Annotated in this window: 17 protein-coding genes; 4 read left to right on the top strand and 13 right to left on the bottom strand. The window is 34.3% G+C overall.

The genetic code is table 11. The features are described 5' to 3' along the window. Positions 1-10: 10 nt before the first annotated feature. Positions 11-1,060, bottom strand: a complete 1,050-nt coding sequence (locus AC4PRO_RS09525) for a glycosyltransferase family 9 protein (protein ID WP_492117191.1) — start codon at positions 1,058-1,060, stop codon at positions 11-13. Between the two features lie 225 nt (positions 1,061-1,285). Between AC4PRO_RS09525 and AC4PRO_RS09520 the strand changes: the two genes are divergently transcribed. Continuing rightward, positions 1,286-1,660: a hypothetical protein gene (locus AC4PRO_RS09520; protein ID WP_492117190.1), complete on the top strand. Its 375-nt coding sequence runs from the start codon at positions 1,286-1,288 to the stop codon at positions 1,658-1,660. 22 nt (positions 1,661-1,682) lie between these two features. Here AC4PRO_RS09520 and AC4PRO_RS09515 read toward each other — a convergent pair whose 3' ends face one another. The 6 genes from AC4PRO_RS09515 to AC4PRO_RS09490 all read right to left on the bottom strand — a co-directional run bounded on the left by AC4PRO_RS09515 (position 1,683) and on the right by AC4PRO_RS09490 (position 5,317). Next, positions 1,683-2,117 carry a cytochrome c oxidase assembly factor Coa1 family protein gene (locus tag AC4PRO_RS09515; protein ID WP_492117189.1) on the bottom strand — a complete coding sequence of 145 codons (435 nt, stop codon included), beginning with the start codon at positions 2,115-2,117 and terminating at the stop codon, positions 1,683-1,685. Between the two features lie 251 nt (positions 2,118-2,368). Further along, on the bottom strand, positions 2,369-3,439 hold the full coding sequence (gene arsB / locus AC4PRO_RS09510) for an ACR3 family arsenite efflux transporter (RefSeq protein WP_074724126.1): 1,071 nt from the start codon (positions 3,437-3,439) through the stop codon (positions 2,369-2,371). Position 3,440: 1 nt separating this feature from the next. Continuing rightward, positions 3,441-4,073 carry an arsenate-mycothiol transferase ArsC gene (locus tag AC4PRO_RS09505; RefSeq protein ID WP_492117188.1) on the bottom strand — a complete coding sequence of 211 codons (633 nt, stop codon included), beginning with the start codon at positions 4,071-4,073 and terminating at the stop codon, positions 3,441-3,443. A gap of 18 nt (positions 4,074-4,091) precedes the next feature. Next, positions 4,092-4,562: a DUF6428 family protein gene (locus AC4PRO_RS09500; RefSeq protein ID WP_492117187.1), complete on the bottom strand. Its 471-nt coding sequence runs from the start codon at positions 4,560-4,562 to the stop codon at positions 4,092-4,094. 18 nt (positions 4,563-4,580) lie between these two features. Then, on the bottom strand, positions 4,581-4,913 hold the full coding sequence (locus tag AC4PRO_RS09495; RefSeq protein WP_492117186.1) for an ArsR/SmtB family transcription factor: 333 nt from the start codon (positions 4,911-4,913) through the stop codon (positions 4,581-4,583). Positions 4,914-5,056: 143 nt separating this feature from the next. Further along, positions 5,057-5,317 carry a heavy-metal-associated domain-containing protein gene (locus tag AC4PRO_RS09490; RefSeq protein WP_492117185.1) on the bottom strand — a complete coding sequence of 87 codons (261 nt, stop codon included), beginning with the start codon at positions 5,315-5,317 and terminating at the stop codon, positions 5,057-5,059. Positions 5,318-5,620: 303 nt separating this feature from the next. Between AC4PRO_RS09490 and AC4PRO_RS09485 the strand changes: the two genes are divergently transcribed. Continuing rightward, a complete protein-coding gene (locus AC4PRO_RS09485) occupies positions 5,621-5,977 on the top strand; it encodes a hypothetical protein (protein ID WP_492117184.1) in 357 nt (118 codons plus the stop codon). A gap of 89 nt (positions 5,978-6,066) precedes the next feature. On the opposite strand, the gene AC4PRO_RS09480 is transcribed toward AC4PRO_RS09485, so the two are convergent. After that, on the bottom strand, positions 6,067-7,170 hold the full coding sequence (locus tag AC4PRO_RS09480; protein WP_492117183.1) for a DUF3667 domain-containing protein: 1,104 nt from the start codon (positions 7,168-7,170) through the stop codon (positions 6,067-6,069). A 253-nt stretch (positions 7,171-7,423) separates the two neighbouring features. Between AC4PRO_RS09480 and AC4PRO_RS09475 the strand changes: the two genes are divergently transcribed. Next, the gene (locus AC4PRO_RS09475) at positions 7,424-7,978 is read left to right on the top strand and encodes a DNA polymerase ligase N-terminal domain-containing protein (RefSeq protein WP_492117182.1); all 555 of its coding nucleotides are present in this window, start codon (positions 7,424-7,426) and stop codon (positions 7,976-7,978) included. A gap of 198 nt (positions 7,979-8,176) precedes the next feature. On the opposite strand, the gene AC4PRO_RS09470 is transcribed toward AC4PRO_RS09475, so the two are convergent. From AC4PRO_RS09470 to AC4PRO_RS09450, 5 genes are all read right to left on the bottom strand, one after another. Continuing rightward, positions 8,177-9,379 (bottom strand): ammonium transporter, encoded by a 1,203-nt coding sequence (locus tag AC4PRO_RS09470; RefSeq protein WP_074724134.1) that lies wholly within the window; start codon positions 9,377-9,379, stop codon positions 8,177-8,179. 37 nt (positions 9,380-9,416) lie between these two features. Then, positions 9,417-9,755 (bottom strand): P-II family nitrogen regulator, encoded by a 339-nt coding sequence (locus AC4PRO_RS09465; RefSeq protein WP_074724135.1) that lies wholly within the window; start codon positions 9,753-9,755, stop codon positions 9,417-9,419. Between the two features lie 547 nt (positions 9,756-10,302). After that, on the bottom strand, positions 10,303-11,022 hold the full coding sequence (locus AC4PRO_RS09460; protein ID WP_492117181.1) for a DUF4339 domain-containing protein: 720 nt from the start codon (positions 11,020-11,022) through the stop codon (positions 10,303-10,305). Positions 11,023-11,441: 419 nt separating this feature from the next. Beyond that, positions 11,442-12,011: a TetR/AcrR family transcriptional regulator gene (locus tag AC4PRO_RS09455; RefSeq protein ID WP_074724137.1), complete on the bottom strand. Its 570-nt coding sequence runs from the start codon at positions 12,009-12,011 to the stop codon at positions 11,442-11,444. Beyond that, positions 12,012-12,668: a transglutaminase-like domain-containing protein gene (locus tag AC4PRO_RS09450; RefSeq protein WP_492117180.1), complete on the bottom strand. Its 657-nt coding sequence runs from the start codon at positions 12,666-12,668 to the stop codon at positions 12,012-12,014. It lies immediately after the preceding gene. A 154-nt stretch (positions 12,669-12,822) separates the two neighbouring features. Between AC4PRO_RS09450 and AC4PRO_RS09445 the strand changes: the two genes are divergently transcribed. After that, entirely contained in the window at positions 12,823-14,022 is a 1,200-nt protein-coding gene (locus AC4PRO_RS09445; RefSeq protein WP_139174254.1) for an acetyl-CoA C-acetyltransferase, read from the top strand. Positions 14,023-14,025: the final 3 nt, after the last annotated feature.

Below are 14,025 nucleotides of genomic sequence, written 5' to 3'. Positions count from 1 at the left end.
ATTTGTAAAATTAATTTTTCTTTAGAATTTTGTCCAATACTTTAATGTAATCATCAATAGAATCAGTATTGGTATTTATGGCTATACTATCGTTTCCATAAGGTTGATACATCTTTATATTATCACGAGAAAAAAGACCGACAGTAGGCACTTTCGAAGCGCTGGCCAAATGCATAATTCCGCTATCGCCTCCTATAAAAACTTCTGTATTTGCCATAAGCGCGCCTATTTTGCGAACATCTTTACTGTAAAATGTTGGTGCTTTGAAACCTATTTGCGAAACGTTTTCTACGGGTAATACTTCGATGATATTGTAGTCTGAATACTCCGCTTTTAATCGGTCGTAGAAAGGTGCCCACCAGGATTCTGGATAGCATTTGTCCGCTGTAGCAAAAGTAAAGATGCAAATGGTTTTCTTGTCGTTTTGTACAATAGTATGTAGTGTCTTCTTTGCTTCCGCAAGTTCTGAAGGACTTAGCTTTAAGTCTAAATTAGGAACAGGGCTATTGTTTTCTTTAAATCCAAGTTTAGTTAAGTAATGTCTAAAGTTGTACACGGGGTATTTAGCAATATGCTCATAATCGTTGTACTTCAATTGAATATCATCAACATCATCTCCAAAAAACTTATATTTTGAATTTACAAATTGCGCAGATAATCTTCCAGACGAAGAGTTCTCTACTACATTTATCACAATGTCATAACTGTATTTTTTTAAGGAAAGCCATCCTTTAACGTATTTTGTAATCTCCTTAAAAGGTTTTCTTGGGAGACGAATTATTCGATTTATGTTGGTGTAATTTTGAAAAATAATAGGCGCTAAACCACCATTGACAAATAAATCTATTTCACAGTCTGGGAAAGTTGCAATGACATCCTGCACTAGTGGAGTGATTAACAATTGATTTCCTAATCTAGGATTGGGTCTACAAATTAGAATTTTTTTAAACTCCACTTTTGTCAAATCGATATTTTGATCAAATTGTGAAGCCCCGACGTTCTTGGTAAGTCGACGCATTAGTTTTCGTCTTAATGCGTTAATGTCTGTTTTTAAATCCATGATTGATGTAAAATTTATTTTGATATAAGCTCTAATTCTTATTTCCTTAGCTATTGTAAAATAGTTTTCAAAGGAACGATTTTTTTTTATATCCTAAAGAAGGAAAGTGATGCTTTAAGCAAAAAAGATGAGTGCTATTTTATCAGTTGTTTTTTAAATGGCATGTGTTTTGTATTAATGCAACGGATTGTATTGCTCTAGTACAATTTAAGAAAATCAAAAACCATGAAGTATTTTATCGCTCTATTATTGTTGTCGGGTGCTATGTATTCTCAAGAACAAGTGTTTAATGTGCAGCGTTATTGTGTTGACGAAGCTCCTTTTAAGATTGGAGAATGCGATATTTCAGGAAATGAATATTCGTTTGTGTTCCTCGACAGAAAAAAGAATGATGTAGTATTCTTTTTTACTAATATGAAATTGAAATATAAAATTATGAAGTCTGTGGTGTATGCTCCCGATCCTAATTACATACTTTATTCCTTGGAAAATGAGAAAGGTACTGTTGATATGAAAATTAACAAACAAAATACTAAGATGGAATTCCTATATCCCAACAATCACATTTATTTGACGGTGGGTAAATCAACTAAACTGTAATTGCTTTTTTAATTCGATAACATTAATCAATAATTGCAATTTCTTCTTTGGGTTGTTTTATTCGAATCGTTATTTTTTTGTATTCCCATTCTGTTCCGTTTTTGTAAGCCGAAATATCCATTTTGCCATTTGTTTTGTTGCCTTCTATTCTAACCGTTATTTCGACAGACTTATTATCATTTGTGTACTTTGCATCTCCTTCTAGAATGGCTAATTTGCCAATGGGCTCTATTTCTCCAAGGATTGTTTTTGCTCTGTGGTTTGCATTTACTTTTTCAATTGCTTTAGTATATAGAGAATCCTCGGAATAAGCTTGCGCAAAATTAATAGCGGTGCCATCAAAGCTAGTTGTCGCTAGCAAAGTTGCGACAATTGTAAATAGCACGATACAAGTGGGTACAAACCATTTCCAATTAGTTTTCCACCAACTTGTTGTAGCAATTAATTCGTTGTCCATTATTTGTAAATTTGTTTTATTGGAGTAAACCGGTTCTTATAGGCTAATATAGCTGTTTTATTGCATTTAAGATTTAGACCTTCATTTTACAACGAAATGCCCTAGCCCTGATAGAAGCGGCATCCTTTATAGCTGCCGTTTTTGGCAGGTATAAAGATACAGTGGATAGCAGGAAATAGCTCCTAAAAAATAAACCACCCTCTTATTTTGAAATAAAAGGATGGTTGTTATATTTTATGATAATTTGATTTTTATGCCGTAATGGGATAGTATTTTTTTCGAAACCAAAAAGCGACATTCACCAAGGCGATCAATGCCGGAACTTCGACTAACGGGCCTATAACACCAGCAAAAGCTTGTCCGCTGTTGATGCCAAACACACCAATAGCGACTGCAATGGCCAATTCGAAATTGTTTCCCGTAGCCGTAAACGCAATAGCAGTACTTTTAGAATAGTCGGCGCCAAAGTATTTCCCGACCATGAAGCTCAATACAAACATCAAAGTGAAGTAGATAACAAGAGGAATGGCGATTCGAACGACATCCATCGGTATCTGAACAATCAATTCTCCTTTTAGGCTAAACATGATTACAATCGTGAATAATAAGGCGATCAGGGTAATTGGGGAGATAAAAGGGACGTATTTATTCTGGAACCAGTCTTCGCCTTTTAAATGAATTAAAGCATATCGACTGATGATTCCCAATGCAAAAGGAATTCCTAAATAAATACCAACACTCTCGGCAATTTGTCCAATACTGATGTTGACTTCAAAACCGGTGTAGCCAAAATAGGGAGGAAGTACGGTGATGAAAATATACGCATAGACACTATAAAGCAATACCTGGAAAATACTGTTTAAGGCGATTAATCCGGCTGCATATTCTCTATCTCCATCTGCAAGGTCATTCCAGACGACAACCATAGCAATACAACGTGCGAGTCCAATAAGGATCACGCCGATCATGTATTCAGGATAACCATTGAGGAAAATGAGCGCCAAGGCAAACATTAAGATTGGGCCTAAAACCCAATTCAGGAATAGGGAAGCACCTAGTACTTTAGTATTTTTAAAGACTTCGCCCATTTGTTCGTATTTTACTTTTGCCAATGGCGGATACATCATTAGGATAAGTCCAATTGCCAGCGGAATATTAGTGGTTCCACTGGAAAAGGAATTGATAAAGTCTCCGCTAGAGGGGAAGAAGTTCCCAATGGCAACGCCTATTGCCATGGCAAGGAATATCCAAAGGGTTAAATAACTATCGAGAAACCCCAATTTTTTTCGGTTCAATGCAGGAGTGCAATTAGTTGCAGACATATTATTTTTTTATTTGTGAGAATACATAGAAAAGCTCCGTAGCAATTTGGACGCTTCTTTCTTTGTATTTTGCTTCTTTTTGGGGTGTATTATCAAATGCTTTTGGGTCTTCAAAAGTGATAGGAATGCGTTTTTCAGCACCGGCAATAAAAGGGCAGCCGTTATCAGCACTTGAGCAAGTCAATATCGCGGCAAAGGCAGATTGCGGATTAAAACTGTCGTCATAGGTTTTAGAAAACCCAATAATAGGATGTTCATTCTCACTATATTTAATGCTGTAAGCCGGATTCGTACCTTCAGAAAGGGGTTGCATTTGGAATCCTGCTTGTTCTAATGTTTTCGCAACCATTGGGAATAATGCGGTAGCTTCTGTTCCGCCGGAATAGCAAAATACATTTTTCACATTAAAATGTGCTGCTGCTGTTTGTGCCCAAACTTGCGATAAATGACTCCTTCTTGAATTGTGGGTACAAATAAAGTTGAGTCGGACTTCTTGATTCTTGCTAACTTTCTCTTGAATAAAATCAATAAGTGGTAGCAGTATTGCTTTTCGCTCCAAAGAAATAGTTCCGAATTGAAAGGAGCTAATTTCATTTTCTATCGCTGTGAATACGGCAGTATTTGATTGAATCATTTTTAAAAAGGTTTTTAGTTAACAACAACCTCCGCCTGGAGTACAGCTGTTCGTTTGACTTGGAATTTCAGATAATTTTATGTTTTGCTTTTCTTGCGGAATTCCACATGCATCCTCTGCTAGGCAAGCGGTTTGTTTGTTTAATAGTGTAAAATCCTTTCCGTTGAATCCTAAGTCGTATTTACCAATAGTTTCTGCTTGGTATTCGACCTCTATTTCGTTGTCTTCAATTCCTAAAACTTTTTCAGATAGTGTAATAATATCCAAGAGTTTCTTTGGTTTTAGGCGGTGTTCAAAGTCATTGGCATCCCACAACTGGAAGTTTACCACGGTTTCGTTTCTCACTTTTCCTCCGCAGTCAATGAAATTTTTGGTAATTAAACCTACTTCAGTAACGTGAAAATGTTCTGGAACATAAGTGCCATTTGGCAATTGGAAAGTTACATTTTCTAATGTGCTTAACTGTTTTTTAATTTCTGATAACTTCATGGTTTTATATTTTAAAAATTAACAACATTGATTTTTTTTGTTTTCTAAATAGGTATTTACTTGGTTGAAAAAGCCACGAATTTTATGGAAGCCTTTTTCGTCTAGACAATAACAAATAGCGTTTCCTTCAAAACTTCCTTTGATGAGTCCGGCATTTTTTAATTCCTTTAAGTGTTGAGAAACGGTAGGTTGTGCCAGAGGTAATTCGTTTACGATGTCTCCGCAAATACAGCTGTTTACTTTTATTAGATGCTGAATTATGGCGATACGTGCTGGATGGCCAATTGCTTTCGCTAAGATTGCCAACTCATTTTGCTCTTCTGAAAAATGTTCTGTTTTAGTAATTCCCATTGCTATATATTTATATTGCAATATTACGATATATAGAATTGAAAAACAAATATTAAAATAGCTATTTCATAAAAAAATCAAAAGTACTCAGGAAGTACTGTCTTTTAATGAAAAAGTTAGGTCTTTGTAAATCTCCGTATTTACTATAATTTAAATGTGCCTTTAGGAATAGCGTGGAATCCAACTGTTTTTACCTTGTTTTCAATATCTGATAAGGAAACGATTTGGTCAGTATGTACCGTAAATTCTCGTGGGAAAATTTCAGTGTTCAGGATAACATCAATAATTCCGTCTAATTCTAACAGGCTATTTTTAATTGCTGTTAAATCGTTTTCTTCCATCGCGTTTGTTCCAAAGATTTTACCGTGATTTCCTGGAATAATATTTTCTGATAGTAAGCTCATATTTGTATTGTTTTAAAATTAGTATAAAAAAAAATATGGAAAGCGATCTTTTTTGTCAGTTTAAAATTAGTCATTTATTAGGTATAAAATGTAAAATAAATGATGCTATTTTAGTTTTCATGTCAGCTATTGTGTAAATTAAAAATTTCGAATAAGTAGAAAGTATTAAAAACTTGGTAAGTACACTGTTATAGAAATGGATTGATTGTTCAGCTGTATTTAAACAAAAATAGAACTCCTGTTTTTGTAAAAAAATGATTAACTTAGTTTATTAAATATCAATAAGTTAAAACCTTAGTAAAAATGGAAAAGAAAGATAATAAACCGAGTCCAAAAGCTTTAAAAACGGAAGAGATAGATCAAGAAAAAGTTCTTGATGCTATAAATTATCCGCCAAGTGAAGATATCTACATTAAGGGACACAAGGAGGGCAATATTAATCCTGCTGATATCACTAAAAAGAAAATTCCAGTTGAAATAAATAACAAAAGGGAACTAAATGAAAAAAATTTTGAGGAAGATATGTCAGGTGGTGATTTAGATATTCCTGGATCAGAGTTAGACGATGCACAAGAGGAAATAGGGAGTGAGGATGAAGAAAATAATCATTATAGTATTGGCGGTGATAACCACAATGATTTGGAAGAAGATAATGGGTAACTAACGCCTTCGATAAAATAGCTTTTGTATTAATAGGGACTTATTATCAAGCCAGTAAGCAAAGTTTCAAACGGATTAATAATGATTTTTTAGTGAATATTATTATACGTGTACAATGCGAAAAGCACTAATAATAAGGTGATTACAACTAAGTTAATGATAAAGATAACACTACTTTTGAATAAGGAGACCATAATTTTTTCTCCGTAAAAACGACGGTGTGCCGGAAAGAAATAATAAATCATCCAAAATATCCCCAGGGTTTTTAAACTAAAATGAACCCACTCCGTAACAGGATTATTTCCAAATAACGGAAAGATTTTATCGATAAAGAACAGGGTTAGAACCAGTAGTAGTAAAAAGGAAAAATAATGCAAAGTAAAGATGCCGCTATCATAATAGTACCATTTTTTCTTATCATGAAAAAGCCATAAAACGAAGGCGAAGACCGGCATGTACATGAATAATAACTTTGATAAATTATGTGCAAATGATTCAGTGAACTTGTCGACAATTTGTTCGTTTGTGTTTTCTTCTTTTACGGTTAGCCATTTTTTAAGTAACCAATATTCTGTATCGGTTACTTGTGTTTTTTTACCGCCGTATTTTTGAATAGAGTCTAATTCGGTGATGGATTTATATCCAAAATCAGCAACTTCTTTATTGGGAGTCGAATCAGTTGTTTGGGTATCTTTTACTTTGTCAATTTTATCTGTTTGTTCTAGTATTTTTTTTATTGTGTCATTATTCTGCTGCGATAACAGACCGACTTTTGTTAAACCATCTACGCTTTTCTCTTCAATATGTAAAGAATCTATGGTAGGAATGATTACTTGTTCGTGTTTTGCTGAAGGGGTCTTCATTCCTTTTTCCGGATTATTAGGAAATAAAGAGATCATTAAAAAAGTCACAAAACTGATGAAAATATAAAGTCTGATAGGATTCAAATAAGACAAACGCTTTCCTGCCATGTATGCTTTAGTTAAAGCGGCAGGTTTAAAAAATAAGTAAAATATTGACTTCCAAAAAGCATTGTCGTAATGAGTTAAATCTTTAGAGAAATGAATAAAGATATGGTGAAAAGAGAGGCGGCTCAACGTGTTTTCCTGTCCACAATTTGGACAATACCGTTCGGCTACAATATGGTTACAATTGAGACAGGTTTTATCTAGACGTATTTTTTCTTTTGACATGGGCATTTAGTAGGAATCAATTTTAGATTGTAAACTTATTAAACTTTAAGTCCGTATTTTTATTATTTTCATAAGATTTAACATACTGCAGTTTTAAAAATAATCTAGCGGGTTTATGGCGTATTAATTATAAAAATGCTTCTCTGGCGGTATTTTTTTTGAATAGGATACCATGTATAATCATGGATTTTAATCCATAAATAAATTAAAAAGAGCAACTTTTAGCAAGGTTTCAATCTAAAATTCATGTGGTATGTCTTTAAAAAAATACAGCGAAAAACGCAATTTTAATTCCACAACAGAGCCAAAAGGAGATGTTGTAAAGCCGAAAAACAAGTTGGTTTTTGTGGTGCAAAAACATGCTGCATCTCATCTGCATTATGATTTTCGTTTGGAAATGGATGGCGTACTGAAAAGTTGGGCTATACCCAAGGGGCCTTCGATGAAACCAGCTGATAAAAGATTGGCGATTATGGTGGAAGATCATCCATACGATTATAAGGATTTTGAGGGTATTATTCCCGAGGGAAATTACGGAGCTGGTAAAGTGATTGTATGGGATAATGGAACGTATACGCTTGCAGATACTAAAGAGGAAGGCGATATTAAATCGGATTTAGAAAAAGGGAAGCTGGGAATTATTCTAAAAGGGCATAAACTGAAGGGGGAATTTACATTAGTGAGACTAAACGGAAAACAGGAAAACGCTTGGCTTCTGATAAAAAAAAATGACGACGACGGAAGTTATGATGATGTTTTGCTGCAAGACAAGTCGGTAGTTTCGCATATTACTTTAGAAGATTTATAAAAATGGAGGAAGCGATGTATTTATTTAGCCTGTAGAGATTTTAAAAAGAATCGAGGATTATTCTAAAGTAGTGATTAATGTGGATTCTTAAAGCATAAAGCCTCAAACAAAACTATTTTTTGTTTGAGACTTTATTTATAAGCTACGATATCTCGCTTTAATTATATTTGATCCGTTTTAGTTTAACTTTTTTAAGTGTTAATCATTATAAACATTGGTTCCATGTTCATGAATATCTAAACCATCAATTTCTTCTTCTTTAGTAACTCTTAATCCCATAGTTTTCTTTAGGATAAAAAGTACTACAAACGAAGCGCCCATTGCCCATGCTGCAATTGAAAATACTCCAATAGCTTGAACTCCTAGCTTTTCAAATCCTCCGCCGTAAAGTAAACCACCATCAGTAGCAAAAACACCTACTAGTAAAGTACCTAAGGCACCACAAACTCCGTGTACAGAAATAGCTCCAACAGGATCGTCAATTTTTAGTTTTTTGTCTATAAATTCGATTGAAAACACGACTGCTACACCGCAAATTAGTCCGATAAAGAATGCTCCCATTGGACTTACAGCAGCACAACCCGCAGTAACACCTACAAGGCCAGCTAATACGCCATTTAATGTCATAGAAATATCTGGTTTTTTATAAACGGCCCAAGTCAAGAACATAGCAGCCAATGCTCCAGAAGCTCCAGCAAGATTTGTTGTGATAAAAATAGCCGCTACTTTGAAAGCATTGTCCCCAGAAATTGCTAATTGAGAACCCGGATTAAATCCAAACCATCCAAACCATAAAATAAACACCCCTAATGCACCTAACATTAAACTGTGTCCAGGTATTGCATTTGATGTTCCATCCGTATTATATTTTCCAATTCTAGGTCCTACCAAAGCAGCAGCCACTAATGATGCCCAACCACCAACAGAGTGTACTACACTGGAACCAGCAAAATCAGTAAATCCCATTTTTGCAAGCCATCCTCCTGCATTCCAAACCCAGCTACCAGAAATTGGATAAATAAGTAAAGTCATTAATAACGAGAAGATCAAATAAGTAGTGAATTTTGTTCTTTCGGCAATAGCACCAGAAACAATTGTTGCAGCTGTTGCAGCAAATACAGTTTGAAAGAACAAACTGTGCATATCGGCAGCGCTATCAAAAAACCAACTTGGAGTTCCTATAACAGAACCTATTGAAGCTCCATACATTAACGAGTATCCTATTGCCCAGAATGCGACACTTCCAATACAGAAGTCCATTAAATTTTTCATTATTATGTTCCCTGTGTTCTTCGATCTGGTAAATCCAGTTTCTACAAGCGTAAAACCTGCTTGCATAAAAAACACTAAAATTCCGCAGATTAACACCCACATTAAGTCTAATACAGCATTCGTATCCATAATTTATTTTGTTATTAGTTAGTTTATAGAAAGTTGGTTAGTTGATGGCATCCGTTCCTTTTTCTTTAGTTCTGATTCTGTATGTTTCTTGAATGTCAGAAACAAATATTTTTCCGTCTCCTACCATTCCTGTAGAGGCCGCTTCTAAAATAGTGTCAACCGTCTTTTCTAAAAAAGGATCGGAAACGACCACGGAAATATATCTTCGTTGGATGTCTGTGGTGCTATAGGTTATTCCCCTGTAAACATGTCCTTGTTGTTCATTACCAACTCCGGTAACGTCCCAATAGGTGAAAAAATTGACTTCGATTTTGTGTAAAGCTTCTTTAACTTCATCAAATTTTGATTTTCGAATAACAGCTTCGATTTTTTTCATTAGATAAAAAATTTAGTTAGTATTGATTAATTGGTTTTGGTTATTATTTTACTCTTCATTTAAATTTTGAAATAGGTTAAATAAATTCGGTTTTGATGCGATTTTCAGCCGCTGATTTTGACGAATTTATTAACTTTTCTTTAAGAGAAGAAAGAATAATTAATGTTTTTGATCTAATTTGGAAAGAATTATCAATTACAAAAAATGACTTCCAAATTTTAGTTATTCGGTATTATAATGCTAAAATATCGAAATATTCATAATTAATATTTTTAACGACACCCCCTATTTGTTTAGGGTAGTATTATTTTTTTAGTATAAATAAAGAAGTTTTTTTTATTTTTTTTAATCTAAATAAGATTGAAAGGATGTGTTTTTAATTTTTTATGTAAAAATAAATTATCGTAACCCCTTTTATTATTGCTAAGATCGTGTCGCATTATAAGGCATAAAAAAACAGCTTTTAATCCTGATTGGACTAAAAGCTGTTCCTTGATTGTGATTTAAAAATAGCAGTGTAGGAAGTTGCTAAATGTTGAGAAGCAGATTAGTGAATTTTTTCAAGTTCCAGATATCGCATACTCATTTCCTTTTCAAGTTTTTCAATTTCATTCCGCCAAAAAACAATGTTATTTGCTATAGAGTTAATTTCATCCTCCCGTTCGCCATTTGTTCTTAAAAAATGAAATTTTCGGGCATCATTTAATTCGTTTTTGGAATTGTTTAAATTGGAATGTGTGACGGTAAGTAAATTTTTAATGGATGAAAGTCGATTATTGATGGCCAGTTTTCTTTCTTTTCCAATCCTTTCCGATTCTATTTTCTCTTGTTCAGTAATAAAGTTCTTCTGATCTTCAATTTCTTTTTCCTGTATTTTATACTGATGGTTGTTGTATTCAGTTTGATTGTTTCTCTCCTCTAGTTTTAAAGTTCTCCTCTTTAGTATAATATTAAAAATTAAGGTTCCAATAGTTAAAAGTAACATTCCAGCAACCAGAAGTAAGGGTTTTTTATTTACACGTGCAAACTTCTTAATTTCATTTTCATATTCGTTTTTTGAAGGTGTTGGAGGGACAACGAAAGACTTAATTGGTGGGGGTATGGAAAATAATGATTTTTTTAATTCCTCCACTTCTCCTGCTTGTTTCCAATCTTCCATTCCTTCGCACCATACGGAAGTGGTTTTCGTTATTTTTTTTGCTTTTAATTCGGCAAAATCAAAAGGACCGCTAAGTATTGTCCCGTCATGTAAGTAATAGGTATTCATAGGCGTTATTTTAATTGATGCTATTAATTTTAATTTGATTCTGCGATAATTCTTCATTTTTGTTCTTACTATATTCTTTATTTTAAACACATTAGTGAAAAAAAATATAGTTCTGAGTCAAAAGCAGAACCCCATTTTGTTATAAAGCAAACAACATGCCTTTTGTAATACTACATAGTAATTATGTAACTATTTTTGAAATTCCTATTTGTGTGTTGTTAAAATGACATTATTTCTATTTAAGTTTCGGTTGTGTGACTGAATTTGCGCTGCATATTTAAGCTTTTCAGTCATCATTTGATTGATTTGGTAGCTTTGTAAAGCTTTATAATTGTGCTTTTCAGAAAGAGAGTGTATTGATAGGACTTTAGTCGAAACAGCTTTTGGTTGTAGTAAGAGTGGGTGATTTTAGATTCCAGTTAGGTTTTACTGAACAGTTCTATTGTTTTGGCAATAGCCTCATCAAAATTTTCCCAAGTAGTTTCTGATGTCAAATCGGTTGCTATAAATGTTTTATTAAATTTAGATAATAAGGTAAAGTAAACATAGCCACCTAACATTAACTGAAAAGCGGCATTAAGGGATTCGTCTTTTGTATTCGTAGTAAATGTTTTGCCTACTTGGGCATTGAAGTACTTAAAAAGACTTTTCGTGTTCTCATTATTTTCGATCAACTGCCAGCGCAAAATTTCTTGGGTTAAAGTGTTTTTGCGCAGTTCTTTGGTTCCTTCTTTAATGAAGTCTTTTAAGTTTTCTAAATTATCCTTTTTTTCATCAATGACTGAAAGGGATTTAAAGAAGTCTCCTTTTTGAGCAAAACGTAACAGTAGACCTTTCATACCGCCAAAATAACGGTAGATTAATGATTTAGAAACTCCTGCTTCCTTGGCAATGGCATTTATCCCAACTCCTTGGGGGCCTTTTTCTTTTAATATATCCAAAAAGGCTTTGTAGATCTTTTCTTCGGTAGCTGCTCTGTCTTTTTTCATTTATAATTTGGATAGTTGTAATACACCGCCTAAAGTTATTCCTGATTCAATTATTCGGGGATAATGTTGTTGTAATAATTGAAACATATAAGGTAAAGGTACTTCATTAAAAGTTCCGTAATCTTCAAGGTATTCCATAAAAGCCTTTTTACCGGTTTGGTCAAATTCTTGAAATATAGAATCATTTTCTCCATCAAACTCTAAAACCTTTACATTGAGGAGCTGACAGAGTTCTTTGTTGAAAGCGGGTGTGGCTTTGATCCATTTATTATCTATGTAGATTTCGATATAACCATGTGGCACGAGTACATCTGAGCCAAATTTTTCAACAATCTGATCTACCGCTATGTGATTTTTTACTTTTGCCAATCCCAGTCTAGCCGGAATTTTCTGTGCTCGTAAAATTGCAATCAAAATAATTACTTTATCAATACAATGGCCACTTTTATGCGTTGTTAACTCTGATGCGCGCCAGTCTTCATTTATTAAACTAAAGCGGTAGGGGTAATACGGCCAGTTATCGCGAACGTATTCATAGGCTTTGATGGAAAATTCTTTAGCTGTGCTTGCCCCGTCTTTATTGAGAAAGGCATGAACAGTTTGTATTTTATCGTTGGATAAATCGAAATGATAGGTTTCTTGAGTGTATTGTTCCATAGTTAATAAATTATGTAAGCTGATGGTTTTCTGCAATATTATGACTTTAATTTTTTAAAATAAATTTCAAATTTAAATAAATAAAACTATATTTGTTACCATATGGTAACATTTTTTCAATACATGTTACCGATTGGTAACTTAATTAATGAAAATGGAAGCATATATCTACGATTCAGTTCGAACACCCAGGGGAATTGGAAAAGGCAACGGTTCTTTAGCCCCAGTTAGTCCGGTTCAATTATTAACTACTTTGTTGACCGCCTTAAAAGAAAGAAACGATTTAGACACTAGTTTAGTAGAAGATTTGATAGTTGGCTGTGTGACTCAGGTTGGGGAACAAGGAGGGAATGTTGCTAAGGTCGCTGCGCAGTGTTCTAATTATGGGGATCACCTCTCTGCCGTTTCTCTAAACCGCTATTGTGCTTCCGGACTGGAGGCTATTAATCAAGCAGCAGCTATGATTAAATCAGGATGGTCTGAGTTGATTATTGCCGGTGGAGTAGAATCCATGTCAAGAGTGCCTATGGGGCTTGACGGTTCTGCTTGGCTAATGGAGCCCGATGCTGCTTTTGGACACTTTGTTCCTCAAGGAATATCGGCCGATTTAATAGCAACGAAATATGGATATTCCCGAAACGACGTAGATCACTTTGCTGTAAATTCTCAAAAACGAGCAGCGTTTGCACAACAAAATGGCTTTTTTGATAGATCCATAATTCCAGTGACTGATATAAATGGCTTGGTTCATTTGGCAAAGGATGAATACATTCGAGCAAATACCACTTTAGAAATACTATCTAAATTATCGCCAGCATTTGAAAAAATGGGCGAGCAATTGTTTGATCAAACCGCCATAGATAGATACTTAGAAATCGAAAAAATAAATCACATCCATCATGCTGGTAATTCCTCTGGCCTTGTTGATGGAGCTTCATTAATGTTAATTGGTTCGAAAGAAATAGGGGAGAAACTCGGATTAAAACCAAGAGCAATAATCAGAATGGGGGCCGTATTGGGAAGTGAGCCATTGATTATGCTTGAAGGTCCTATTCCAGCAACTAAAAAAGCATTGCGAAATGCCAAAATGAATGCGAGTAACATTGATATTTTTGAGGTTAATGAAGCGTTTGCAGTGGTTCCAATGCGTTTGATGGATCATTTTAATATCGATCATTCGATTGTAAATGTCAACGGCGGAGCGATAGCTATGGGGCATCCTTTAGGCGCAACAGGCTGTATGATTCTTGGAACTGCCCTAGACGAATTAGAACGTCAAAATAAAAGTACCGCTTTGGCAACTTTATGTGTTGGTGGGGGAATGGGAATAGCAACCATTATTGAACGTATTTAAAAA

This window comes from Flavobacterium sp. DW-iso2, assembly GCF_058725285.1.
The sequence above is the reverse complement of the archived record's forward strand: the minus strand, read 5'-3'. Positions and strand labels throughout refer to the sequence as shown.